At 69.5% G+C, this 21,479-nt stretch carries 29 protein-coding genes; 15 read left to right on the top strand and 14 right to left on the bottom strand.

Annotated features, from left to right (window positions below; genetic code table 11):
* Positions 1-99 precede the first annotated feature (99 nt).
* Genes ACIPQB_RS18880 through ACIPQB_RS18870 form a run of 3 tightly spaced genes read left to right on the top strand, consistent with a single transcriptional unit; the run spans position 100 to position 1,633 of the window.
* A complete protein-coding gene (locus ACIPQB_RS18880; protein WP_446486798.1) occupies positions 100-480 on the top strand; it encodes an ArsR/SmtB family transcription factor in 381 nt (126 codons plus the stop codon).
* Positions 477-962: an SRPBCC domain-containing protein gene (locus ACIPQB_RS18875; protein WP_446486797.1), complete on the top strand. Its 486-nt coding sequence runs from the start codon at positions 477-479 to the stop codon at positions 960-962. Before ACIPQB_RS18880 ends, ACIPQB_RS18875 begins: the two co-directional genes overlap by 4 nt.
* On the top strand, positions 959-1,633 hold the full coding sequence (locus ACIPQB_RS18870; RefSeq protein WP_446486796.1) for a glutathione S-transferase family protein: 675 nt from the start codon (positions 959-961) through the stop codon (positions 1,631-1,633). Before ACIPQB_RS18875 ends, ACIPQB_RS18870 begins: the two co-directional genes overlap by 4 nt.
* A 221-nt stretch (positions 1,634-1,854) precedes the next feature.
* Here the strand turns inward: ACIPQB_RS18870 and ACIPQB_RS18865 are convergent, their stop codons facing one another.
* A complete protein-coding gene (locus tag ACIPQB_RS18865; RefSeq protein ID WP_446486795.1) occupies positions 1,855-3,051 on the bottom strand; it encodes a patatin-like phospholipase family protein in 1,197 nt (398 codons plus the stop codon).
* Between the two features lie 171 nt (positions 3,052-3,222).
* Positions 3,223-3,429: a cold-shock protein gene (locus tag ACIPQB_RS18860; RefSeq protein ID WP_007666377.1), complete on the bottom strand. Its 207-nt coding sequence runs from the start codon at positions 3,427-3,429 to the stop codon at positions 3,223-3,225.
* Positions 3,430-3,717: 288 nt separating this feature from the next.
* On the opposite strand from ACIPQB_RS18860, the gene ACIPQB_RS18855 reads away from it, so the two are divergent.
* Together ACIPQB_RS18855 and ACIPQB_RS18850 are read left to right on the top strand one after the other, a co-directional pair.
* Positions 3,718-3,948, top strand: coding sequence for a hypothetical protein (locus ACIPQB_RS18855; RefSeq protein WP_446486794.1), 231 nt, complete (start codon positions 3,718-3,720; stop codon positions 3,946-3,948).
* Positions 3,949-4,041: 93 nt separating this feature from the next.
* Entirely contained in the window at positions 4,042-4,221 is a 180-nt protein-coding gene (locus tag ACIPQB_RS18850; RefSeq protein WP_446486793.1) for a hypothetical protein, read from the top strand.
* Positions 4,222-4,395: 174 nt separating this feature from the next.
* Here the strand turns inward: ACIPQB_RS18850 and ACIPQB_RS18845 are convergent, their stop codons facing one another.
* Positions 4,396-5,607 (bottom strand): OpgC family protein, encoded by a 1,212-nt coding sequence (locus tag ACIPQB_RS18845; RefSeq protein ID WP_446486792.1) that lies wholly within the window; start codon positions 5,605-5,607, stop codon positions 4,396-4,398.
* An 83-nt stretch (positions 5,608-5,690) separates the two neighbouring features.
* A complete protein-coding gene (locus tag ACIPQB_RS18840) occupies positions 5,691-6,743 on the bottom strand; it encodes a lysine-2,3-aminomutase-like protein (protein WP_446486791.1) in 1,053 nt (350 codons plus the stop codon).
* 116 nt (positions 6,744-6,859) lie between these two features.
* Here ACIPQB_RS18840 and ACIPQB_RS18835 point away from each other — a divergent pair, with 116 nt between their 5' ends.
* Positions 6,860-7,966, top strand: a complete 1,107-nt coding sequence (locus ACIPQB_RS18835) for a lactonase family protein (RefSeq protein ID WP_446486790.1) — start codon at positions 6,860-6,862, stop codon at positions 7,964-7,966.
* A gap of 4 nt (positions 7,967-7,970) precedes the next feature.
* On the opposite strand, the gene ACIPQB_RS18830 is transcribed toward ACIPQB_RS18835, so the two are convergent.
* Positions 7,971-8,390, bottom strand: a complete 420-nt coding sequence (locus ACIPQB_RS18830) for a hypothetical protein (protein WP_446486789.1) — start codon at positions 8,388-8,390, stop codon at positions 7,971-7,973.
* An 82-nt stretch (positions 8,391-8,472) separates the two neighbouring features.
* Positions 8,473-9,123 (bottom strand): thiamine phosphate synthase, encoded by a 651-nt coding sequence (thiE, locus tag ACIPQB_RS18825; RefSeq protein ID WP_446486788.1) that lies wholly within the window; start codon positions 9,121-9,123, stop codon positions 8,473-8,475.
* 138 nt (positions 9,124-9,261) lie between these two features.
* On the opposite strand from thiE, the gene ACIPQB_RS18820 reads away from it, so the two are divergent.
* From ACIPQB_RS18820 to ACIPQB_RS18805, 4 genes are all read left to right on the top strand, one after another.
* The gene (locus ACIPQB_RS18820; RefSeq protein WP_446486787.1) at positions 9,262-9,447 is read left to right on the top strand and encodes a (2Fe-2S)-binding protein; all 186 of its coding nucleotides are present in this window, start codon (positions 9,262-9,264) and stop codon (positions 9,445-9,447) included.
* A gap of 132 nt (positions 9,448-9,579) precedes the next feature.
* On the top strand, positions 9,580-10,059 hold the full coding sequence (bfr, locus tag ACIPQB_RS18815; RefSeq protein ID WP_446486786.1) for a bacterioferritin: 480 nt from the start codon (positions 9,580-9,582) through the stop codon (positions 10,057-10,059).
* An 89-nt stretch (positions 10,060-10,148) separates the two neighbouring features.
* A complete protein-coding gene (locus tag ACIPQB_RS18810) occupies positions 10,149-10,739 on the top strand; it encodes a tryptophan-rich sensory protein (RefSeq protein ID WP_446486785.1) in 591 nt (196 codons plus the stop codon).
* A gap of 68 nt (positions 10,740-10,807) precedes the next feature.
* On the top strand, positions 10,808-11,437 hold the full coding sequence (locus ACIPQB_RS18805; protein ID WP_446486784.1) for a DUF2799 domain-containing protein: 630 nt from the start codon (positions 10,808-10,810) through the stop codon (positions 11,435-11,437).
* Between the two features lie 10 nt (positions 11,438-11,447).
* On the opposite strand, the gene ACIPQB_RS18800 is transcribed toward ACIPQB_RS18805, so the two are convergent.
* The 4 genes from ACIPQB_RS18800 to ACIPQB_RS18785 form a co-directional block, all read right to left on the bottom strand.
* A complete protein-coding gene (locus ACIPQB_RS18800; RefSeq protein WP_446486783.1) occupies positions 11,448-11,918 on the bottom strand; it encodes a DoxX family protein in 471 nt (156 codons plus the stop codon).
* Positions 11,915-12,685, bottom strand: coding sequence for an HvfC/BufC family peptide modification chaperone (locus ACIPQB_RS18795; RefSeq protein WP_446486782.1), 771 nt, complete (start codon positions 12,683-12,685; stop codon positions 11,915-11,917). Before ACIPQB_RS18795 ends, ACIPQB_RS18800 begins: the two co-directional genes overlap by 4 nt.
* A complete protein-coding gene (gene bufB, locus ACIPQB_RS18790) occupies positions 12,678-13,508 on the bottom strand; it encodes an MNIO family bufferin maturase (protein ID WP_446486781.1) in 831 nt (276 codons plus the stop codon). Before bufB ends, ACIPQB_RS18795 begins: the two co-directional genes overlap by 8 nt.
* Positions 13,509-13,620: 112 nt before the next feature.
* Entirely contained in the window at positions 13,621-13,899 is a 279-nt protein-coding gene (locus ACIPQB_RS18785; protein WP_446486780.1) for a BufA1 family periplasmic bufferin-type metallophore, read from the bottom strand.
* Positions 13,900-14,106: 207 nt separating this feature from the next.
* Here ACIPQB_RS18785 and ACIPQB_RS18780 point away from each other — a divergent pair, with 207 nt between their 5' ends.
* Together ACIPQB_RS18780 and ACIPQB_RS18775 are read left to right on the top strand one after the other, a co-directional pair.
* Positions 14,107-14,649 (top strand): sigma-70 family RNA polymerase sigma factor, encoded by a 543-nt coding sequence (locus tag ACIPQB_RS18780; protein WP_446486779.1) that lies wholly within the window; start codon positions 14,107-14,109, stop codon positions 14,647-14,649.
* On the top strand, positions 14,636-15,277 hold the full coding sequence (locus ACIPQB_RS18775; protein ID WP_446486778.1) for an NrsF family protein: 642 nt from the start codon (positions 14,636-14,638) through the stop codon (positions 15,275-15,277). Before ACIPQB_RS18780 ends, ACIPQB_RS18775 begins: the two co-directional genes overlap by 14 nt.
* Positions 15,278-15,538: 261 nt before the next feature.
* On the opposite strand, the gene efp is transcribed toward ACIPQB_RS18775, so the two are convergent.
* A complete protein-coding gene (efp, locus tag ACIPQB_RS18770) occupies positions 15,539-16,108 on the bottom strand; it encodes an elongation factor P (RefSeq protein WP_446486777.1) in 570 nt (189 codons plus the stop codon).
* 111 nt (positions 16,109-16,219) lie between these two features.
* On the opposite strand from efp, the gene epmA reads away from it, so the two are divergent.
* Positions 16,220-17,293, top strand: coding sequence for an EF-P lysine aminoacylase EpmA (gene epmA, locus ACIPQB_RS18765; RefSeq protein WP_446486776.1), 1,074 nt, complete (start codon positions 16,220-16,222; stop codon positions 17,291-17,293).
* An 11-nt stretch (positions 17,294-17,304) separates the two neighbouring features.
* Here epmA and ACIPQB_RS18760 read toward each other — a convergent pair whose 3' ends face one another.
* Positions 17,305-18,159 (bottom strand): sigma-70 family RNA polymerase sigma factor, encoded by an 855-nt coding sequence (locus ACIPQB_RS18760; RefSeq protein ID WP_446486775.1) that lies wholly within the window; start codon positions 18,157-18,159, stop codon positions 17,305-17,307.
* Between the two features lie 471 nt (positions 18,160-18,630).
* Here ACIPQB_RS18760 and ACIPQB_RS18755 point away from each other — a divergent pair, with 471 nt between their 5' ends.
* Complete coding sequence (locus ACIPQB_RS18755) at positions 18,631-19,425, top strand: inositol monophosphatase family protein (protein ID WP_446486774.1); 795 nt, start codon at positions 18,631-18,633, stop codon at positions 19,423-19,425.
* A 67-nt stretch (positions 19,426-19,492) separates the two neighbouring features.
* On the opposite strand, the gene ACIPQB_RS18750 is transcribed toward ACIPQB_RS18755, so the two are convergent.
* Positions 19,493-19,903, bottom strand: coding sequence for a hypothetical protein (locus ACIPQB_RS18750; RefSeq protein WP_446486773.1), 411 nt, complete (start codon positions 19,901-19,903; stop codon positions 19,493-19,495).
* A gap of 228 nt (positions 19,904-20,131) precedes the next feature.
* Between ACIPQB_RS18750 and ACIPQB_RS18745 the strand changes: the two genes are divergently transcribed.
* The gene (locus ACIPQB_RS18745; RefSeq protein ID WP_446486822.1) at positions 20,132-20,599 is read left to right on the top strand and encodes a chemotaxis protein CheW; all 468 of its coding nucleotides are present in this window, start codon (positions 20,132-20,134) and stop codon (positions 20,597-20,599) included.
* On the opposite strand, the gene ACIPQB_RS18740 is transcribed toward ACIPQB_RS18745, so the two are convergent.
* Positions 20,596-21,435: a BON domain-containing protein gene (locus ACIPQB_RS18740; RefSeq protein WP_446486772.1), complete on the bottom strand. Its 840-nt coding sequence runs from the start codon at positions 21,433-21,435 to the stop codon at positions 20,596-20,598. The genes ACIPQB_RS18745 and ACIPQB_RS18740 overlap by 4 nt on opposite strands.
* Positions 21,436-21,479 lie beyond the last annotated feature (44 nt).

Here is a 21,479-nt window from a genome sequence, read left to right as displayed (position 1 = left end):
CTTCCCAGGGCCCGCGCCGAGGGCTCATCGAACAACAGTCGTTGACAGCCGCTCGCTCTTCATTTAACCATCACGTTAATTAGCATAGATGTTAAATAAATGACCGATCAGCTCTCCGTCACCTTCCAGGCCCTGGCCGACCCGACCCGCCGCGCGATCCTGGCGCGGCTGGCCGACGGCGCGGCGTCGGTCAACGAACTGGCCGAGCCGTTCGAGATCAGCCTGCCGGCCGTCTCCCGCCACCTGAAGGTGCTGGAGAGCGCGGGCCTGATCAGCCGCACCCGCGAGGCCCAACTGCGGCCCTGCAAGCTGGAGCCCGAGGCCTTGAGACACGCCTTCTCCTGGATGGAGACCTACCGCCGGTTCTGGGACGACAGCTTCGACCGCATGGCCGACTACCTGGCCGAGCTGCAGGCCAGGACCGCCCAGGCCGCCCACACCCCGAACAAACCCCTTCGCCCCAAGGAGCCCAAGGCATGACCGACGTCGCTTCCCCATCCCCCTCGCCGGCGACCTCGGTCGTGCAGGACGACGAACTGCTGATCGAGCGGATCTTCGACGCCCCGCGCGACCTGGTCTTCTCGGTCTGGACCCAGCCCGAGCACCTGATGCGCTGGTGGGGGCCCAAGACCTTCACGCCGATCGGCATCGAGCAGGACTTCCGCGTCGGCGGCGCCTACCGGTTCGGGATGCGCAGCGAGGAAGGCCGCGAGATCTGGAAGGCGGGCGTCTACCAGGAGATCGTCCCGGGCGAGCGCATCGTCATGACCTTCCGGTGGGAGGACGGCGCCTGGGACGTCGACAACCTGGTCACCGTCACCTTCCTGCCCATGGCCAGCGGCCGGACGCTGCTGCGCTTTCACCAGACCCCCTTCAAGACCGTCGCCGCCCGCGATTCCCACATCGGCGGCTGGACCAGCCTGTTCGAGAAGCTCAACACCTACCTGGAGACCGTGCAATGAACGCCATGACGCAAACACCCCCCGTCGTTTCCGCCTTCGCCTGGGTGCCCGACTTCGCCCGCGGCCACGTCCGCGACCTTCGGGTCCGCTGGGCCCTGGAGGAAGCCGGCCTGCCGTACGGCACCTTCAAGCTGTCGCCCGGTGAGAACGCCGGCGCCTATCGCCAGCAGCAGCCGTTCGGCCAGGTTCCGGCCTATCGCGACGGCGAGGTCGAGATGTTCGAGAGCGGCGCCATCGTGCTGCATATCGCCGAGCAGTCGGAGACCCTGATGCCGCGCGATCCGGCCGGCCGGGCTCGGGCCCTGACCTGGATGTTCTGCGCGCTGAACACCATGGAAATCCCGGTCGGCAACCTCGCCGACATCGACATCTTCAACGCCGGCGCCGACTGGACCAAGGAACGCCGTCCCGCCGTCGAGGCCCACGCCCGCAAGCGCCTGGGCGAGCTGGCCCTGCGCCTGGGCGACAACCTCTATCTGGACGGCGACCGCTTCACGGCCGGCGACCTGTTGATGACCGACGTGCTGCGCAACGTCCCCGCCGCCCTGCTGGCCGAGCAGCCCAAGCTCGTCGCCTATGTCGAGCGCTGCACGGCCCGTCCGGCCTTCCAGAAGGCCCTCGCCGCCCAGATGAGCGATTTCACGGGCTCGCCGCCGCCCGGCTGGAACTGAGGTCGGTTCAAACCCGGGAAGGTCGCTGAACGCGGCCTTCCCGGGTTTCCTGTCTAGCGGCCGTTTGCTTCAAGTTGAGACGCGCCTCCCAAATCCCCGTCTCCCCGGCGAAGGCCGGGGCCCAGGTGAAACCCACGAGCCGCTCAGGATGAATCTGGATCCCGGCCTTCGCCGGGAAGACGGAAGAAGGGGAGAGCGCGTTGATCTAAAATCAATACGCTCTAGCGACCGCCGATCTGCGGCGGCGCGCGCACCACCGGCGGGACGGCGGGAATCTCGGCGGGCGTGTCGGGCATGGTCCAGGCCCAGCCGGCCGCCGCCCGTTCGTAGCCCAGCTTGAACAGGGCATTGCGATTGTTGGCGGCGAAATCGAGGCCCGAGGCGTCGACATCGGCGGTGTCGGGGATGGCGCTGTAGAACAGCTGGCCGCCGTTGCGCCGGGCGAAGGCGCTGCTGGCCGCCAGGTGGGTGCGCATCAGGGCCTTGCTCATGGCGTCCCACGAGCGGCCGACGATCGACAGGGCCCCGCCCTTGGTGAAGCCGAAGGCGCCGCCGACCTTGCCGTTGACGATCACGAACATCCGGCCAGGGCGGGCCGAACCCTTGTCCGCCGTCCACAGCAGCAGGGACTCCGGGGCCACGAAGAACGGAATGGTCACCCCGCCATCGACATGCATCTCCGACAGGTGGCGCGGATGCCCTTCGATCTCGATCAAGGTGGGCGGGAAGACGCCGGGAATGCTGGCCGAGGCGACCATCACCTTGATGAACAGCTCGCGGGCTTCGGCGTCGTGGCGGCTGGCGATCGCGCCCATGTCCCAGATCACCGTCTCCTCGGTGTCGAGGTTGGTGGTGGCGATCAGCAGTCGCCGGCCGCGCTTGTGCTCGGCGGCGATGGCCTGCAGCATGTCGTCGGTGACATAGCTCTCGACCAGGGCGCGCAGGGCGGCGTTGCTGTAGAAGCTGGGATGGAACAGCACGCCCAGCCCGCGCGACTTCAGCACCCGGCCGGCCGCCTCGCCGGTCGAGGCCTCCTTCAGGCGCTCGTCCCAGCTGGGGCCGAGGAAGGCGAAGGGCGCGGCGAGAGCGCCGGTGCTGACCCCGGTGACGATGTCGAACTCGGGCCGTTCGCCGCGCGCGGTCCAGCCGACCAGGACGCCGGCCCCGTAGGCCCCGTTCGAGCCGCCGCCCGACAGGGCCAGGACGTCGAAACTCTTCTGGACCTGGGCGCGCTTGCGGGCCGGGGCGGCGAAGCGGATGGCCGCGTCGCTGTCGCTGGCGTTGAACCGCAGTTCCGCCAGGCCGCTGGGCGGGGCGGTGGCCAGGTCGCTGGCCTGGAAGGTGTCGCGTGACAGCGAGCCGCAGGCCGCCAGGCCGAGCGTCATGCAGACCAGGGCGAGAAGGCGGATGAGACGCATGGTGGAACCGCTGCCTTGACCGTTCTTGGTGTTACGCCGCCGGGCGCACGTCGTCCATGCCGGACGTCTCAAACCCGTTCATGGCCGCGGTTTCGCGCAAAGATAAGGCGCAAAGAAAATGGGCCGGCGCGTGTGCGCCGGCCCATTCCAAATCTCGAAGGCTGAAGGCGATTAAGCCTGCAGTTGGCCCGCCGACATCTTGCCCGAGCGGTTGTCGCGCTCGAGTTCGTAGGTGATCTTCTGACCTTCATCCAGGCCGCGCAGACCGGCGCGTTCAACGGCCGAGATGTGCACGAAGACGTCGGCGCCGCCGTCGTCCGGTTGAATGAAGCCGAAGCCCTTGGTGCCGTTGAACCATTTCACGGTGCCGGTAGCCATAGTGGTAGTCCTTGCAGTCAATATTCGTCGGCGGAGTCGTTCCGCGCGACGATCAAATTTCGTTGGGGATCGGTGGGCGCGTCCGGCGCTCTCACAAGGAGAGCATGGAAAAGCAGGCCGAACGGCAGCGAATTCGATAAGCCACCATGAAGCCCCCGCGAACTTTCCGCAAGTGAATTCGTGAATCGTCGGGATTCCAAAATAGTTTTGGACCCCAAGCGCCACTTTGAACGTTAATCTACTCTCTCGCGCTACTGCGGGAGTTTTTTGTCTTTCAAGGAGTGAACCATGACCCTGATCGAGCGGATTCCTCTGCTGAACGACCAGGAGCTGGTGACGCTTCTGGCCAACGCCCGCCGGCTGGACATTGTCGGGACGCCCGAGCAGCGCCGCGGCGCGACCGAAGTCCTGCCCGTGCTGGAACTGGAGGCGTCCAAGCGTCGTCAGGTCACGCTGGAAGCGGCCACCAAGAAGCGCGGCGCCGCCACCGCCGCCAAGCGCAAGGCTGAAGCCGCCTAGGCGTCGTCCGCGCATCCCTGCAACCAAACTCGCCTTGCCTGCGCCGTTATTGAGAGTCATTCTCAATAACGGCGCAGCGCTTTGGAGGCGGTCATGGTGTTTCGGGCGACGGGAATTGTCTGGCTGGCCCTGATGATGCAGGCCGAGCGCATCCGCCGGGGCGAGGCCGGTCCCGGCGACCGGCTCGACAGCGAATGGCTACTGCACGGTCCCACCGATCCCGACGTGGTCGAGACGGCCGAGCCGCCGATTACGCTGCTGGCGGCGGAGTAGGGGCTCTAGGCTCTATGGACAGTTGACGATCTTGGGCCGAATTCCTCGTCCTTCGACAGGCTCAGGATGAGGAATTCTACTGAACCGCCTTGCCAGTAACCCTCATCCTGAGCTTGTCGAAGGACGAGGGCGGCGCCCACCACGTTAAACGCCCAACTATCCACACCTGGACCCTCAGGTCGCCAGCTTGAACATCCGGCCTTCGCGCCACAGGGCCGGGAGCATCAGCAGGCCCAGGCAGACCAAGGCGATGGCGATCCGCGACGCCTGCGGAAACGGGCCTTCGTAGAAGTCCAAGGTTCGCACCCCGAACACCAGCAGCACGTGCCAGGCGTAGATCTGCAGCGAGTGGCGGCCCAGCAGCCGCAGGAACGGGGTGCGGAAAAAGCCCAGAAGCAGCGCCGAGACCTTGCGGATCCAGGCCCGCGGCGAGCGCGGCCCGGCGATCAGCAGCCAGGCCAGGCCGATCCCGGCGGCGGCGAAGTTGAGCAGGTAGACCAGGCTGAAATCGCCGCGCAGCTCGAACTGGCTGAAGCGCTCCAGCACCTGCGGCGGGATCTGGTTGGCGGTCAGACCGACCCGGAACGGCAAAAAGAACAGGCAGATCGCCAGGGCGGTCTTGGGCAGCCAGGTCTGGTCGGGGTGGAACACCTGGTCCCAGCGCAGCCGGCCGGTGACGGTCAGGACGCCCAGCACCATGGCGCTGACGAACACGATCTGCCAGGCCATCAGGTTGAAATGGCCCCGCAGTCCGGTGCGGCCCTGCTCGGCCAACCAGGTGTTCAGGGCGGCGGTGAACGGCTGGTGCAGGCCAAACTGCGCGGCCAGCCACAGCAGGGCCGAGCCGACCAGCACCATGCCGCCATGCCCCCGCAAGCAGGCCCAGACCAGAACCGGCGAGGCCACCATGTAGACGACGTACTGCGGCAGGATGTCGAGCAGGGTCGGCTGGTAGAGCAGCGCCGCCGCGCTGGCCAGGCCCGGCAGGTTGCCCCAGTCGAGGGCGCCCAGCCAGTCGGTCCAGGAGCGAGCGGCCCGCGGCGCCAGCCAGGCCAGGGTCAGGACGCCGGCCAGACTGGCCATGGCGTAGAGGTAGATCTCCCCGCTACGCCGCCACAGCGCGCTCGCCCCGCGTCGGAAGCCGGCCCGCAACATCTTGCGCCCATAGACCATGCCGACCAGCAGGCCGGAGATGAACACGAAGCCCTGGGCGTCCTCGACGAAGGCGATCTGGCGCTGATTGATCCAGATCAGCCAGTAGCCGCCGTTGAAGACCAGGTGGTTGATCAGCATGAACACCAGAAAATAGCCGCGCAGGCCGTCGATCACGTCGATGCGCGGCGCGGGGGCACCGCCGACGGCCTTGTCGCTTTCCGGCGTCGTCATGCTTCCGGGTCATCCCGCGCGGTCGAGACCGCCTAGGTGCGTCAGCACCATGGCCTCAATCGGGCGGCGGACCGGACGAGACGCTAACGCGCCGTGTCGGCAATCGGCGGATAGGGGTGGGTTCCGCCGTTCGGGTCCTCGACCTCGCCGTCGACCGCCAGGTAGTCCGGGCCGATCGGGACCTTGCCGTGGCCGTCGGGGATGTCGAGCACATAGGTCGGCTGGCACAGGCCCGAGAAGCGGCCGCGGATGGCCCGCATCAGGGCGCGGCCTTCCTCGACCGTGGTCCGCAGGTGGGCCGTGCCGGGGGCGTGGTCGCCGTGGTGCAGGTAGTAGGGCCGGATCCGGGTCTCGACGAAGGCCCGCATCAGCGCGCCCAGGGTCTCGGGATCGTCATTGACGCCGCGCAGCAGCACGGTCTGGCTGAGCATCGGCAGGCCGGCGTCGATGATCCGCGCGCAGGCGGCCCGGGCCGCCGGGGTCAGCTCGCGGACGTGGTTGGCGTGCAGGGCGACATAGACCGCCTTGCCGGGGACCTTCAGGGCCGCGACCAGCTCGTCGGTGATCGCCTCGGGGTCGACGGCCGGCGCGCGGCTGTGGAAGCGCACGACCTTGACGTGGTCGATGGCCGCCAGCCGCCGGCCCAGGTCGCGCAGCCGGCGCGGCGACAGCACCAACGGGTCGCCGCCAGTGACGATCACCTCCCAGATCTCCGGATGGCCGGCGACATAGGCGAAGGCGGCGTCCAGCTGGGCCGGGGCCAGATTGGCCAGGCCCTCGGGCCCGACCATTTCGCGCCGGAAGCAGAACCGGCAATAGACCGCGCACGTATGGGTGGGCTTGAGCAGCACGCGATCGGGATAGCGGTGGACGATCCCTTCGACCGGACTGTGGGTCAGGTCGCCGATCGGATCGGCGACTTCCCCGGCGCTCTCGACCAGCTCGGCTTCGTGGGGCAGGAACTGGCGGGCGATCGGGTCGGCGGGGTCGGCCGGGTCGATCAGTTCAGCCATGGCCGGGGTGATCGCCACCGCATAGCGCGCCGCCACCTGTTCGAGGGCCGGCAGGCGCTCGGGGGCGATCAGGCCGGCTTCGGCCAGGGCCAGGGCGCTGCGGAGGGTGGGGGCGGCGGTCATGGATGGCGCGGCATATGGCCCATCGGCGGGGCCGAAGCAATGCGACGCGGGACGAGACGCCTTGCAAACCCGCCGCGGAATCGCTGGATAGCGGTCCCACACAGGAGCGCAGGACGATGAAGCTGATTCCCACCCTGATGCTGGCGGCCGCCCTGGCGCTGGGCGCGGGCCAGGCCCTGGCCGACCCGCAGTTCCTGGTCGGGACCTACAGCGCCGACGGCCACAAGGGCATGACGCTGCTGAAGTTCGCGCCGGCGACCGACCGCTTCACCGCCGTGCGGACCTTCGCCGACGTCGAGAACGCCTCCTTCGCCCTCTACGACGCCAAGACCGGCCGCCTGTACGTCACCGACGAGATCGAGGCCGCCGGCCAGGTCGGCGCCTACAGACTGTCCAAGGACCTCAAGACCCTGGCCCCGCTCGGCGTCCAGCCGTCGGAAGCCGGCGCCCCCTGCTACCTGGCGCTCAGCCCCGACAAGACGCGCCTGGCGGTCGCCAACTATTTCGGCGACGTGGTGGCGGTGTTCGCGATCGATCCGAAGACCGGCGCGATCCGGCCGGGGCCGCAGGTGCTGCATGCGGCCGGCGAGCCGCAGGCCGCCTTCAAGGCCGGCCACGCCCACTGGGTGCAATGGTCGCCGGAGGGCGATCGGATCTATGTCAGCGACCTGGGCCATGACGAGATCCGCAGCTATGCCTATGACGCCCGCACCGGCGCGATCGGCGCGCCGACCACCGCCGCCGCCCTGCCGAAGGGCGCGGGCCCGCGCCACCTGGCCTTCCACCCCAAGGGCCGGTACGCCTATGTCGTGGCCGAACTGGCCAACACCGTCACCGCCTTCCGGCGCGAGGCCGACGGGACGCTGACCGCGCTGCAGACCGTCTCGACCCTGCCCGCCGGCTTCACCGGCAAGAGCCAGGCGGCCCATCTGGTCATCAATGCGGCCGGCGACACGCTCTACATGTCCAACCGCGGCCACAACAGCATCGCCAGCTTCCGCATCGGCGCCGACGGCAGGCTCACCCCGCTGCAGACGATCGCCACCGGCGGCGACTGGCCGCGGTTCTTCCTGCTCGACGCCCCCGACCAGCGCCTGTTCGTGGCCCATCAGCGGAGCAACGACATCGTGGTGTTCCACCTTGAGGCCGACGGCACGCTGACGGCGACGGGCAAGCGCTTTGAGATGTCCCGGCCAGTGATGATCGTCCCCGTCGGGCGGTAGCGCCCTACGGCAGCGCCGCCTTCTGCAAGGTCTCGCGGGTCTCGCAGGCCACCCGGCCGGAGCCGCCGGTGGCGCCGTTGATGTCGTCGACCTTTTCGCCCTTGCGCCAGCCCTTGGGCAGCAGCATGTCGCCGGTGTAGTCTATGCCCAGGTCGATCCACTTGTCGGCCGCGCAGTCGAGGGCGAAGACCAGGATCGGGCCCTTGCCGGCCGGCCAGTTCTTGTAGGGACCGTTGGGCCTGCCCTCGGCGATGCGCAGGACGATCAGGCCGGACGCCTGGTCCACGCGCATGAAGTCCTCGTCGTAGAAGGTTTTCGCCTCGCCGGGCGCGGGCTTCCAGGTTTCGGCCCGCGGGGCGGTGGCGGTCGCCATCGCCAGGCCCAGGGCCGTTACGCTTAGCAAACACAGACCGAGCCGCTTCATCGCCGCCCTCCCCGTATGCCTTATCGTTGGGAGGAGATTAAACCCGCCAAGCTTGAGCGGCAAGCGAAGCGTCCCGGGAGCGTCAGCTCGCCCGCGCCGCCAGGCCTTCGGCGATCGCCGTGTTCAGCGCCGCGACCCCGGCGGCCGGGCCGCCCGGATGTTTCCAGACCCCGGCCGAGACCGCCAGGAAGTCGGCCCCGGCCGTCGCCAGGGCGGCGGCGTTGTCGGCCGTGATCCCGCCGATCGCCACGCAGGGGGTCTCCATCACCTCCTGCCAGATCGACAGGATCTCCGGATCGGCGGTGGTCGGGGCGTCCTTGGTGGTGGTCGGGAAGAACGCCCCGAACGCCACATAGTCGGCCCCGGCCTCGGCGGCCTCCATGGCCAGGTGGCGGCTGTCGTGGCAGGTGACGCCGATCATCGCATTGGGCCCCATCAGCTTGCGGGCCTGGGCGTAGGGCATGTCGTCCTGGCCGATATGGGCGCCGTCGCAGCCCAGCCGGGCGGCGAGGTCCGGACGGTCGTTGAGGATCACCGCCACGCCGCGGGCGCGGGCGATCGGCGACAGGGTTTCGACGGCGGCGGCGATGACGTCGTCGGGGGCGTCTTTCAGGCGGATCTGCAACGCGGCGACGTCGCCGCCGTCCAGGGCCGCGGCCAGGTCGCGGCCGAAGGCGGCCAGGTCGTCCAGCACGGGCGGGGTGATCAGATAGAGGCGGCAGTCGGTGCTCATGGGCCGGGGATTACGCCAATTCGCGGCCCGGGACGAGGGGGCAGGCGGCCGGGTTCAAATGTCGCACTGCGAGTCAGTTGCAAAAGCCCCGCGCCTGCGCTACATGAGAATGACAATCATTCGGCGGGAAGCGCGTCCTTGTACGTCTGCAACTGTAACGGCATCCGCGAGCGCGAAGTGCGCGCCGCCATCGACGCGGGGGCCACCCGCCCCGCCGAGGTGTTCCGTCACAAGGGCTGCCAGGCCCAGTGCGCCAAGTGCGTCTGCGAGATGCGCCAGATGATTCAGGAAAGCCGCGAGGCCCTGGCCTACGCCGCCGAATAGCCGGCGAATTCCGCGACCGCGAAGCAGTTTCACGCTTTTCCGTGAGGCTGAGAAACACTTGCAGACATAGCGGTTGAAGCCCCTGCGACAATCGATCACGGTCCCTCGACTTTCGAATCTGAGGAGGCCGCCATGCAAGGCGATCCTGGCGTCATCCGACTCCTGAACGCGGTGCTCACCAACGAGCTGACGGCGGTGAACCAGTACTTTCTGCATGCGCGGATGTACGACAACTGGGGCTTCAAGCGCCTGGGCAAGATCACTTACGACGAGTCGATCGGCGAGATGAAGCACGCCGACAAGCTGATCAACCGCATCCTGTTCCTTGAGGGCCTGCCCAACCTGCAGGACCTGCACAAGCTGAAGATCGGCGAGACCGTGCCTGAATGCCTGGCCAGCGACCTGTCGGTCGAGGTCGGCGGCCGCGAGACCCTGATTCCCGGGATCATCCAGTGCGAACAGGCCCGCGACTATGTCAGCCGCGAGCTGCTGCGCGAGATTCTCAGCGACACCGAGGAGCACATCGACTTCCTGGAGATGCAGCTGGGCCTGGTGAAGTCGCTGGGCGAGCAGAACTACCTGCAGAGCGCGGTCGGGGAGCTGCCGGCCTAGGGTGGCGGAGCCCTCACAAAGCCTGCGGCCCGGCTGGAACCAAGGTCCAGCTAGGCGGGTTACAGGCATGTTTAGCGAGGAGTTCCGTCATGCACATCCCGAACGGCAAATCCCACGGGAGGCGGGCCCTCGCCGGCCGCGAGTCGTTCGAGATCGACACCAAGGCCGACACCCCGGTCACGGCCGGCGCCCAGCTGGCCATCGGCCTGGCCCTGGCCGGCGGAGCGATCCTGGTCTCGACCCTGCTGGGCCGCCGCCACGAGCGGCTGATCGACGACGAGGAATATGCCGTCGGCTACGCCGAGATGCATGAGCCGGTCGCCCACCAGCCCAAGGCCCTGACCAGCCTGATCCTGCCGCCGCTGTTCATCGCCATGACCCTGTCGGGCCTGCGCATCTGGAACGCGCCCTCCAGCCCCACCCGGACCCGGGCTCTTGCCCTCTGGAGCCTGGTGCAGGGCTTCAACGCCCTGTGGCTGGCCCTCGGCGCCAAGCGCGTCGGGGGTCAGCTGGGGGCGGCGACGGCCTCGCTGGCGGCCTCAGCGGCCTATGCGGTGCAGGCGCGCAAGCTGGTCACCCCCGCCTCGGGGTTTTCCAGCCCCTATCTCGGCTGGCTGGGCTTCGCCAACGCCCTGACGGAAGAGCTGTGGAAACGCCCGCGCCGCGCCACCGTCCACTGAACCCCGTTCATTGACCGTTCAGCCGGCAACGGCTTAGCTTCCCCAACCTCTGGGGGAGTGTTCGAGCCATGCGACCGTCGATGATGCTGACCGCGGCCCTGCTGCTGCTGGCCGGCTGCGCCACCATGAGCAAGGACGCCTGCCTGCAGGGCGACTGGGCCGGCGCCGGCTTCAAGGACGGCGAGGCCGGCTATCCGCAGAGCCGCCTGGACGAGCACGCCAAGGCCTGCGCCAAGGTGGGCGTCTCGCCCGATCCGGTCCCCTATTTCACGGCCCGCGACCAGGGGCTGAAGCTCTACTGCACCCAGGATCGCGGCTTCCGCGAGGGCCGCACCGGCCAGTCCTACGCCGGCGTCTGCCCGCCGGGCGACGAGCGCGGCTTCCTGGTCGGCTATGCCGACGGCAAGCTGGTCCAGGCGGCGGTCGAACGGGTCAGTCAGGCGCGGTCGGACCGCGACAGCGCCGACCACCGGGCCGAAAAGCGCGACAAGGAAGCGCTCGGTGTCGAGGAGGAACTGAAGAACCCCGCCCTCAACGACGAACAGAAGAAGGAGCTGCGCGACCGGCTCAACCGCCTGCGCAGCGAGCGCCGCCAGGCCGTCGAAGACGGCCGCCGCGCCGACTGGGCCGAACGCGACGCTGAGCGCGAGGTCGACGAACTGACCCACCGGTTCGGGCCGCGTTACGGCGGGTGGTAGGGTTGACCGACTACTTGATCCCAACCACCCGGTCCAGGCTGAACCGCCCGCCGCCCTTGGCGATCAGCAGCAGCAGGATGGCGGCCCAGGACAGGTGGGTGCTCCAGGCGTCGGGATAGACGAACACCTCGATCACCAGGGTCATGCCCAGGAAGACGAGGGCGGAGAGCCGGGTGAACAGGCCCAGCACCAGCAGGATCGAGAACAGGTGCTCGCTATAGGTCGCCAGGTGGGCGGCGACGTCCGACGGGATCAGCGGCAGGGCGTATTCGTCGGCGAACAGCGAATAGGTGCTGTCGGTGATGTGCAGCAGGCCGTCGACCTTGGTCCGTCCCGACAGGAAGAACACCGAGGCGATGCCGAGGCGGGCGACCAGGGCCAGCAGGTCGTCGGGCAGGGCCTTGCGGGCGACGCCGGCCAGCAGGTCGAACGGTCGCGTCAACGGATGGACGGCCGGGGCCGGGGTCAGGGCGGGGGTCATCGGTCATCTCCAAGGTCGAGGCCGCTGAACGCGCCGTCGGCGATCAGGGCGGCGAACAGGCTGGCGAGGTCGGCATGGGGGTCGGCCTGGGCGGCGGCGGTGATCGCCTCGCCCAGGGTCGCGTCGTCGCGGGCGGCGGTCAGGAAGGCCAGGCCCGCGGCGTCGAGCACGCGGCTATGGACCGTGTCGGCCGGGCGGACGATCAGGATTCCCTGCGGCTCCGGCGACAGCATCATTTCGGCCGGATCGGGCTGGCGGGCGGCCAGCCACAGGCCGGGCAGGCCGCTGTCGAAGCCGGCGAAGGCCAGGCTGGGATGCAGGGTCGCCCGCGCGCCGGCCAGGACCTCGGGGTCCAGCGCGAAGGCCTCGGCGGCCAGCGGCTCGGCCTCCGGCGCGAACAGGGCGGTGGTCCACAGGCGGTCCAGCCGGGCCATGGCCGGCAGATAGGGCAGGTCGGCGGCCGGCGGGAAGCGCGCGAGCCAGTCGGCGAAGCCCTCGCCATAGGCCAGCAGGGCGGCGCCGCGGGGCGGATGCTGGCGGGCGAACAGGGCGGCGGCGGCCCGGAACCAATCCTCGCCGACCAGGCTGGCGACGGTGGGGAAATTGGCGGCCAGGGCGTCGACGCAGCCCTTGGCGATGGTGTTGCGATAGATGGAAAGGCCGGCGGGCTCGGCCTCGCCCTCGGGCAACCAGGCGGCGATGGGCGTGGCGGTTCGCTCGGCCAGGGCCGAAACAAAGGCGTCCTGGAAGGCCTGCAGCTCAGGCATCGACCGGCTCCAGGTCCAGCAGCTCGGCATGGGCCCGGTTGCGCTCGGCCATCAGCACCGCGAAGGCCGGAATGTCGTCGTCGCGCTCGATCAGGGTCGGGCGGGCGCCGATGCGGCGGACCAGTCGACGGTACAGCGCCCAGACGGCCTCGGCCACCGGGGCCGCATGGGTGTCGATCAGCAGGGCCGAGCCGCCTTCATCGGCGCCGTGGCCGGCCAGGTGGATCTCGCCGATCGCCTCGGCCGGCAGGGCGTCGAGATAGGCCTCGGCCGCATAGCCCAGGTTGCTGGCGCCGACGAAGACGTTGTTGACGTCGACCAGCAGGCCGCAGCCGGTGCGGCGGGTCAGTTCGACCAGGAAGTCGGTCTCGTCGAAGTCGTGGCCGGTCAGGGGCAGGTACAGAGACGGGTTCTCGATCAGGATCCTCCGTCCCAGGACGTCCTGCGTGCGGCCGATATTGCCGGCGATGCGCTCAAGAGCGGCGCGGGTGCGCGGGAACGGCAGCAGGTCGGGTTGGTGGACGCCGCGATGGGCGCTCCAGGCCAGGTGCTCGGAGACCACGAACGGCGCGAACCGGTCGGCCAGGGCCTTGAGGGCGGCCAGGTGGCCTGGGTCCGGATCGGCGTCGGCGGCCAGGGACAGGCCCACCCCATGCAGCGACAGCGGCCGCCGGGCGCGGATCGCCTCCAGCCAGCGCAGCCGCGGCCCGCCGGCGGCCATGTAGTTCTCGGGATGGACCTCGAACCACAGCCCCTCGGCCGCGGCGTCGAGCGCCTCGGCGTAGTGCTGCGATTTCAGGCCGAGGCCGGCGGTGGGGGACATGGAAATCTCGCAGGTCATGATCGCCTCCCTCCGTTTGCCCGGCCTTCGCCGGAGAGACGGAAGAGGGGGATGCGCCGTCCGGGGCGGGGGTGTCCCGGACGGCGCATTCGGCCTAGGCCTTCGGCGTCAGCGAGCCCATGCCGGTCGGGGTCTTGATGCTGGTGCAGGTGCCCTTGGGCACGTTCTTCCAGCTGTTGCCCTGGTAGTCGGCCTTGGAGGTGCCCGCGCAGCTGGTGCCGGCGCCGGCCTTGCAGTCGTTGTGGCCGGCCTTGGCGACGCCGTAGCACTTTTCCATCTCGACCTTGGCGGGCTTCATGTCGCTCTGGGCCATGGCGGCGCCGGCGCTGAGGGCGAACACGGCGGCGAGGGCGAAAGCGGGGGTGCGGCTCATGGTGCGTTTCCTTCTCTAAGAGCATCTCGACCGGCCCGGCGCCGATCGTCGGCCCGTTTCTGCGCGGTCAAGGTCAGGTACGGGCGAGGCGGGGGCAAGGTTACACCCTTCGGCGAACAAAATTCACCGAGCCCGCCAAACCACTGGTTTCCGCCTTCCGCGACGCCGTGTAACCATCGCACCGTCTCGCGCGAACAAGGAGGAGGCGTGACGGAAACCGAAGCCCGCCTGAAGGCGCTGATGCTGCTGGGCCTGGACGGCGACGCCCCGGCCTATCGGCTGCTGCTGTCGCAACTGGGCGGCCGGCTCCGCGCCTATTTCGAGCGCCGCATGCGCGACGCCCCTGGCGATGTGGAGGACCTGGTGCAAGAGACCCTGATGGCGGTGCATACGCGGCGCGCGACCTATGATCGCGCCCAGCCGTTCACCCCCTGGGCCTTCGCCCTGGCGCGCTACAAGCTGATCGACCACTGGCGCCGCCGCAAGGTGCGCGCCACCGTGCCGATCGACGACTATGTCGAGGTGCTGGCCGCCTACGCCCCCGAGCCCGGCTCGGCCATGGACCTGGACCGCGCCCTCGAGACCTTGCCGGAGCGCCAGCGAATCCTGGTGCGCGACGTCAAGATCGAGGGCCTCAGCCTGGCCGAGGCGGGCGGCCGGGCGGGCGTGTCGGAGGGCGCGGCCAAGGTCGCCCTGCACCGGGCCCTGAAATCCCTCAGCGAAAGGATGCGCGGTCGTGCGGACGGATGAGCTGATCGATCAGCTGGCGACCGCCCCGCGTCCGATCCGGGCCGGGGCCGTGCCGCGCCGCTTCGCCGGCGTCGCCGTGGCCGGGGCCCTGGCGGCCCTGGTGCTGGTGCTGTCCTGGCTGGGGACGCGGGACGACCTGGCCCAGGCCGTGACCGGCCGGATGTTCTGGATGAAGGCGACCTATACCGCCCTGCTCGGCCTGGCCGGCTTCTGGGCGCTGGAGCGCCTGGCCCGGCCTGAGGGGGTTCCGCGGAAGGCCCTGCTGTTCGGGGCCGTGGTGCTGGCGGCGTTCGTCGGCCTGGGCCTTGGCCAATGGCTGGCCGCCGACCCCGACAGCCGGATGCGGATGATGCGCGGCGGCTCGTGGACGGTCTGCGCCCGCAACATCCTGGCCCTGGCCCTGCCCGGCCTGGCGGCGACGCTGCTGGTGCTGCGCGGCATGGCCCCGACCCGCCCGACCCTGACCGGCTTCGCGGCCGGGGCCTTCGCCGGCGGGGTGGCGGCCACGGTCTACGGCCTGCACTGCGGCGAGAGCACCATGGTGTTCGTGGGGATCTGGTACACGCTCGGCGTGCTGGGAACCGGCGCGCTCGGCGCGCTCATCGGGCGCTGGGCGCTGCGGTGGTGAGCTGCCTCTCCCTTCCCCCGCAAGGGAGAAAGGGTGCAAAGTCTTATACCAACGGCCTTTGATTCCGACCGTTCTCGCCCCCAACAGCTCGTCATCCCGGGCCTTGTGCCCGGGACCCCTGGTTCAGCTGACGGTGAAGCGAAATGGCGCGCCAGCGCGCCACACCCCTGCACTTGCGGCGGACAGAGGGGTCCCGGGCACAAGGCCCGGGATGACGATGAAAAGAGAAGCGCGAGGAGTCGAACTCCAGGGCGCTTGGTATTAGTCCTTCGCCCGTTCCTGGTACGAGCCGTCTTCGGTCAGGATGATCACCCGGGTGCCCGAGGCGATGTAGGGCGGCACCATGGTGCGCACGCCGTTGCTGAGGATCGCCGGCTTGTAGGACGACGAGGCGGTCTGGCCCTTCACCGAGGGCTCGGTCTCGACGATTTCCAGGACCACGGTGCGCGGCAGCTCCAGGGCGATCGGCACGTCGTTGTGGGTCGACAGCTGGACGGTCATGCCCTCCTGCAGATAGGCGCCCAGATCGCCGACCACGTCCTCGGGGGCGACCAGCTGATCGTAGCTCTCGGGGTTCATGAAGTGATAGCCCTCGCCGTCCTGGTACAGGAAGGTGTGGTCGCGCTGGTCGACGAAGGCGCGCTCGACCTGCTCGGTCGTGCGGTAGCGTTCCGACACCTTCACCCCGTCCGAGATGCGGCGCATGTTCAGCTGGGTGACCGGCGTGCCCTTGCCGGGGTGGATGTTCTCGGCGTTGAGGACCACGTAGAGCTTGCCGTCCATATCGACGACGGAACCCTTCCTCAGCGAGCTGGCGGCGACTTTGGTCAAGTAGTGCGTCCTTAGATCCCGCGGCGGCCCGGGGCCGCGCGAATTTGCGTTGGATATCGCCCTCCTATAGCGATCCTCGCCAGGATCGCCAGTCATCCGAGGTGTTTTCGCGTGCCCACCCCTTCCGCCTCGCCCTGGTGGCGGCCCGAAAACCACGCCGACCGGCGGCCGTTCCTGCTGGTCCGCAACCGGATCAAGGCCGCGTTCCGCGCCTGGTTCGAAGCCCAGGACTTCCTGGAGGTCGAGACCGCGGCGCTACAGGTCTCGCCCGGCAACGAGGCCCATCTGCACGCCTTTGAGACCGCCGCCCTGACCCTGTCGGGGGAAAGCGCCCCGCTCTACCTGCACACCTCGCCCGAGTTCTCCTGCAAGAAACTGCTGGCGGCGGGCGAGCGGCGGATCTTCGATTTCGGCAAGGTCTGGCGCAACCGCGAGCGCGGGGCGCTGCACCATCCGGAGTTCACCATGCTGGAATGGTACCGGGTCGGCGCGCCCTACCAGGCCCTGATGGACGACTGCGCGGCCCTGCTGGCCCTGGCCGCGGAAACGGCCGGAACGCGGGCCTTTCGCTTTCGCGGCTTCGCCTGCGATCCGTTCGCCGCGCCCGAGCGGGTGACGGTGGCGCAGGCCTTCGACCGCCACGCCAGCGTCGACCTGCTGGCCTCGATCGCCGACGACGGGACGACCGACCGCGACGCCCTGGCGGCCGCGGCGCGCGCCGCCGGAGTCCGCGTCGCCGACGACGACACCTGGGCCGACGTGTTCAGCCGGGTGATCGTCGAGAAGGTCGAACCGAACCTGGGGATCGGCCGGGCGACGATCCTCTGCGAATATCCGGTCGCCGAGGCGGCCCTGGCCCGGCCCAAGCCCGGCGATCCGCGGGTGGCCGAACGCTTTGAGCTCTATGCCTGCGGCGTCGAACTGGCCAACGCCTTCGGCGAACTGACCGACCCGGCCGAACAGCGCCGCCGCTTCGAGGCCGAGATGGACGAGAAGGCCCGGGTCTATGGCGAGCGCTACCCGCTGGACGAGGACTTCCTGGCGGCCCTGGAGATCATGCCGCAAGCTTCCGGCTCAGCCCTGGGCTTCGACCGGTTGGTGATGCTGGCGGCGGGGGCCTCGCGGATCGACCAGGTGCTCTGGACGCCGGTGGCGGATGTGGAACCCTCTCCCGGAGGGGGTTAAGACTCCGCGCCTCAGCTGTTCAACCGCGCCAGCTTGTCCGGATTGCGGATGGTATAGACCGCGACGATGCGGCCGTCGGCGATCTCCAGGCCCATGGTCTGGAACACCACGCCGGCGTGCGACAGGACGATGCCGGGCGCGCCGTTGATGCGGGCCAGGCGGGCGACGGTGTCGTCAGGGGCGGGGAACTTCTTCTTGATGCCCATCAGCAGGCGGACCGCCTTCTCCAGGCCGAACACCGGGTTGATGGTCGCCTTGGCCACGCCGCCGCCGTCGGCGTGCATCACCACGTCCTGGGCCAGGATGTCGCGCAGCACGCGCTCGTCGCCGCCCAGGGCCGCGGCCAGGAAGGCGCTGGTCAGGCGCTGCTCCTCCTCGGCGCTGGGACGATAGCGGGGCTTGCCGGCCTTGACGTGCTCGCGAGCCCGGGCGGCCAGCTGGCGGCAGGCCGCCTCGCTGCGGCCCAGGGTCTTGGCGACCTCGGCGAACGGGGCGTCGAACACGTCGTGCAGCAGGAAGGCGGCCCGCTCCAGGGGGGTCAGCCGCTCCAGGGCCAGCAGGAAGGCCACCGACAGGTCCTCGCCCAGGTCCTGGTGGTCCTCGTCGACCACCGGTTCGGGCAGCCATTCGCCGACATAGACCTCGCGCCGGGCCCGGGCCGACTTCAGCCGGTCCAGGCACAGGCGGGTGACGACGCGGTTGAGGAAGCCGGCCGGATTGCTGACCTCGCCGGCCTCCACCCCGCGCCAGCGCAGCCAGGCGTCCTGCACCACGTCCTCGGCGTCGGCCCGCGAGCCGAGCATGCGATAGGCCAGCCCGGTCATCGCCCCGCGCCGTTCCTCGAAGATGGAATCCCGTTCGCTCATGCCGTCCTCTTCTGGCGCCGAACGCACGATCGCACCACCAGCAGGCCAAGGATCGCCGGCAGGATCCATTTCGCCCAACGCATCGGTCGTGATCTCCGTGTTCGAAGACAGGACGAGCTGGAAGACGTGGATGTGACATGGAGTGCAAAAATCGATCCCCACCGCCGTCATCCTCGGACTTGTTCCGAGGACCCCTTGCGCCGCCGAGATGGGCTGGCCGAAAGGGGCGCATCTCTCGCCGTGGACGTTCTGAACCCGCGACGAGGCTGAAACAGGGGTCCTCGGAACAAGTCCGAGGATGACGGTCTGGAATGTGGCGACCCCCCTCGCCTTGCGTTCACCGGCCTCCGCGTCTAGGTATCGCGCCCGCTTTCCCGATCTTTCTATCCGCCCGCACGCCTATCCCCCGCCGTCGCCCCCTTTCACGAGGAAAGCGACGCTGCGTAGGGGGACCCTTGAAGGACACCCAGATTGGCCACCGCTTCCGCCCTCCTGAACGTGATGATCGACGCCGCCCGCAAGGCCGCGCGCGGCCTGGCCCGCGACTTCGGCGAGGTCACCGAGCTGCAGGTGTCCAAGAAGGGTCCCGCCGACTTCGTCACCGCCGCCGACCAGAAGGCCGAGCAGGTGATCTTCGAGATCCTGGAAAAGGCTCGCCCCGGCTACGGCTTCCTCGGCGAGGAGCGCGGCATGATCGAGGGCACCGACAAGACCCACACCTGGATCGTCGACCCGCTGGACGGCACCACCAATTTCCTGCACGGCATCCCGCACTTCGCGGTCAATATCGCCCTGCAGCGCGAGGGCGAGGTGGTGGCCGGCGTCACCTACAATCCGATCACCAACGACCTGTTCTGGGTCGAAAAGGGCAAGGGCGCCTATCTGGGCGCCGAGAAGCGCCTGCGCGTCGCGGCCCGCCGGCACCTGGACGAGAGCGTGCTGGCCACCGGCGTGCCGTTCCTGGGCAAGCCCGGCCACGCCCAATTCCTCAAGGAACTGCACCAGATCAGCCAGAAGGTCGCCGGCGTGCGCCGCTTCGGCTCGGCGGCCCTCGACCTGGCCTGGGTCGCGGCCGGGCGGTTCGACGGCTATTGGGAACGCAACCTCAAGCCCTGGGACGTGGCGGCCGGCGTGCTGATGGTCACCGAAAGCGGCGGCAAGGTCTCGACCATCGAGGAAGCCGGCGATCCGGTCGAGGGCGTCTCGATCCTGGCCACGAACCAGGAACTGCACCCGCTGGTGCTGGAACGGCTGCGGGCGGCTTAAGCCAGGCTCGGCGCAAACAAAAACGCCCCGGACGCAAGTCCGGGGCGTTTGCATGTTCGGCGTCGCCTCAGCGGCAGACGGTGCGTTCGTAGACCGAGCCGCTCCACTCGTCGTAGTCGCGGGTGGTCCAGCAGTCGCGGACCCGGCCGTAGCCATAGCCGTAGCGCGGACCATAGCCATAGCCGTAATAGCGCGGCGGGGGAGGGGGCGGGGCGTAGTAGCCGTAGTCGTAGCCGCGGCGGTAGTGGCGGTCGCTGCCGCTGCTGGCGATCGCCGCGCCCAGGGCCAGGCCGACCACCCCGGCGGCGAGGGCGGCGTCGCCCCGGTCGCCATGGTGATGGCGGCCGTAATAGCCGCCGCCGTAATAGCCGCCATGGCGGTAGGGATCGGCCGAGGCGGCGGTGGCGCCGGCGACCATGGCCAGGGCGGCGACGCCGGCGGCGACACGGCCGATCTGGGTCTTCAGCTTGGGGTTCATGACACTGTGTCCTTGCCGGAGGGGCGCCAGTGCGTCCGTCTCCATCTTGGGATCATCCTCGGTTCCGCCGGCTGAACGCAGGCTGAACGCGGTCGTCAGGTTGGCCGGCCGGGCCGTACGGCCGGGAAATCGACGGGACGGCGTCCGAATTATTCACCCTTTGGCGCTTAGGTGGAAGCCATGACCGCGCCCAGAACGGGCGTCGGACGGCGCGAAGGCGATCAGGCGATGTCCAGGAACGTGGCTTATGCGGCCGGCGAGGATCTGCAGATCCTGTCTTTCGAGGTCGGGACCCAGACCTATTGCGTGCCGGTGGGCGCGGTCCGCGAGATCCGCGGCGTCACCCCCGCCACCCCGCTTCCCGACGCCCCGCCCTTCGTGCGCGGCGTGATCAACCTGCGCGGCCAGGTCATGCCGGTCATCGACCTGTCGCAGCGCCTGGGCAAGGGCCCGGCGATCGACGGCGCCCGCCAGGTGATCATCGTGGTCGAGCACCATGACGACGTCGCCGGCCTGCTGGTCGACGCCGTCTGCGACAGCTTCATCGTCCCGGCCAGCGCCATCAGCCCGCCGCCGGCCCTGGGCGAGGAGGCCTCGCCCCTGGTCTCGGCGGTGATCACCACCGAAACGACCATGGTGGTGCTGCTGGCCGTCGAGGCCATCCTGCCCGAGCGCGCGGCGGCCCTAGCGGCCTAAATCAACCCGCCCACGCCCGTGCCACGCCGGGACTCGGTCGCCGCCGAGACCTCGTCTCCCGGCCGCACCGCGCGCAGGTTGTTCTGCACGTTGTCGACGCCGGAGACGCCTTCGGCCAGCACCTCGGCCCGCCGCTTGTCCTCGCGCGACCGCACCGTGCCGGTCAAGGTGACCTCGCCATTGGCGACCGTCACCTCGATGCCCTGGGCGTCCAGCCAGCTGTCCTCGGTCAGGCGGTCGTTGACGTCGTCGCGGATGCGCTCGTCCGAGCGGCGGTAGTTCTTCGGCCCTCGTCCACGATGCTCGCCCTGGCGGGCGTCGACATTGCGCCGGGCCTGGGCGTCGTGATCCCCCATCCAGGACGCCACCTCGTCGCGGGCCCGGTCGACCCAGCTGCGGTCCTCGTCGGCGCGGTAGCCGCTCCGCTCGCCATAGGCGCCGCGGTCGTAGCGGTGGGTGTCGTAGGGCCGCCCGCGGTCGTCATGATGGCGCGGTTGCAGCCGGCCATAGCCGCCGTAGCGGTCGGTGCCGGCGCCGTAGTCGAAGTCGCCGACCACGCCGTAGTCGCCAGGGGCCGAGTAGGCCGCGCGGCCGGGGCCGTACTCGGCGCCCGAGCGGGCCGGGCCATAGCCGACATCGCCGCCCTGGGCCTGGGCCCGCAGGAATTCGCCGCCGCGCCGGCCGCGGCCGTACGGACGGCTCGGCGGGCGGGCGTCATAGCGGTCGCGGTCGTCGGGCCAGCCGCCGGCGTAGCTCCGGTCGCGCTCATCGATGAAGTCGCGGTCGCGATCGATCTCGAACCGCCCTTCGCGGTCATTCCATCGGCTCTCGGGCATGGATCTTCTCCCGTGTTTTTTGCTGAGGGCGCGCGTCGTGGCGC

It is taken from the genome of Caulobacter sp. LARHSG274 (genome assembly GCF_052871235.1).
The sequence above is the reverse complement of the archived record's forward strand: the minus strand, read 5'-3'. Positions and strand labels throughout refer to the sequence as shown.

Excerpts from the sequence above, each read along its gene's own strand:
- ACIPQB_RS18880 (WP_446486798.1), top strand. The coding sequence starts at position 100 with ATGACCGATCAGCTCTCCGTCACCTTCCAGGCCCTGGCCGACCCGACC.
- ACIPQB_RS18875 (WP_446486797.1), top strand. The coding sequence starts at position 477 with ATGACCGACGTCGCTTCCCCATCCCCCTCGCCGGCGACCTCGGTCGTG.
- ACIPQB_RS18870 (WP_446486796.1), top strand. The coding sequence starts at position 959 with ATGAACGCCATGACGCAAACACCCCCCGTCGTTTCCGCCTTCGCCTGG.
- ACIPQB_RS18865 (WP_446486795.1), bottom strand. The coding sequence starts at position 3,051 with ATGCGTCTCATCCGCCTTCTCGCCCTGGTCTGCATGACGCTCGGCCTG.
- ACIPQB_RS18860 (WP_007666377.1), bottom strand. The coding sequence starts at position 3,429 with ATGGCTACCGGCACCGTGAAATGGTTCAACGGCACCAAGGGCTTCGGC.
- ACIPQB_RS18855 (WP_446486794.1), top strand. The coding sequence starts at position 3,718 with ATGACCCTGATCGAGCGGATTCCTCTGCTGAACGACCAGGAGCTGGTG.
- ACIPQB_RS18850 (WP_446486793.1), top strand. The coding sequence starts at position 4,042 with ATGGTGTTTCGGGCGACGGGAATTGTCTGGCTGGCCCTGATGATGCAG.
- ACIPQB_RS18845 (WP_446486792.1), bottom strand. The coding sequence starts at position 5,607 with ATGACGACGCCGGAAAGCGACAAGGCCGTCGGCGGTGCCCCCGCGCCG.
- ACIPQB_RS18840 (WP_446486791.1), bottom strand. The coding sequence starts at position 6,743 with ATGACCGCCGCCCCCACCCTCCGCAGCGCCCTGGCCCTGGCCGAAGCC.
- ACIPQB_RS18835 (WP_446486790.1), top strand. The coding sequence starts at position 6,860 with ATGAAGCTGATTCCCACCCTGATGCTGGCGGCCGCCCTGGCGCTGGGC.
- ACIPQB_RS18830 (WP_446486789.1), bottom strand. The coding sequence starts at position 8,390 with ATGAAGCGGCTCGGTCTGTGTTTGCTAAGCGTAACGGCCCTGGGCCTG.
- thiE (WP_446486788.1), bottom strand. The coding sequence starts at position 9,123 with ATGAGCACCGACTGCCGCCTCTATCTGATCACCCCGCCCGTGCTGGAC.
- bfr (WP_446486786.1), top strand. The coding sequence starts at position 9,580 with ATGCAAGGCGATCCTGGCGTCATCCGACTCCTGAACGCGGTGCTCACC.
- ACIPQB_RS18810 (WP_446486785.1), top strand. The coding sequence starts at position 10,149 with ATGCACATCCCGAACGGCAAATCCCACGGGAGGCGGGCCCTCGCCGGC.
- ACIPQB_RS18805 (WP_446486784.1), top strand. The coding sequence starts at position 10,808 with ATGCGACCGTCGATGATGCTGACCGCGGCCCTGCTGCTGCTGGCCGGC.
- ACIPQB_RS18800 (WP_446486783.1), bottom strand. The coding sequence starts at position 11,918 with ATGACCCCCGCCCTGACCCCGGCCCCGGCCGTCCATCCGTTGACGCGA.
- ACIPQB_RS18795 (WP_446486782.1), bottom strand. The coding sequence starts at position 12,685 with ATGCCTGAGCTGCAGGCCTTCCAGGACGCCTTTGTTTCGGCCCTGGCC.
- bufB (WP_446486781.1), bottom strand. The coding sequence starts at position 13,508 with ATGTCCCCCACCGCCGGCCTCGGCCTGAAATCGCAGCACTACGCCGAG.
- ACIPQB_RS18785 (WP_446486780.1), bottom strand. The coding sequence starts at position 13,899 with ATGAGCCGCACCCCCGCTTTCGCCCTCGCCGCCGTGTTCGCCCTCAGC.
- ACIPQB_RS18760 (WP_446486775.1), bottom strand. The coding sequence starts at position 18,159 with ATGAGCGAACGGGATTCCATCTTCGAGGAACGGCGCGGGGCGATGACC.
- ACIPQB_RS18750 (WP_446486773.1), bottom strand. The coding sequence starts at position 19,903 with ATGAACCCCAAGCTGAAGACCCAGATCGGCCGTGTCGCCGCCGGCGTC.
- ACIPQB_RS18745 (WP_446486822.1), top strand. The coding sequence starts at position 20,132 with ATGTCCAGGAACGTGGCTTATGCGGCCGGCGAGGATCTGCAGATCCTG.
- ACIPQB_RS18740 (WP_446486772.1), bottom strand. The coding sequence starts at position 21,435 with ATGCCCGAGAGCCGATGGAATGACCGCGAAGGGCGGTTCGAGATCGAT.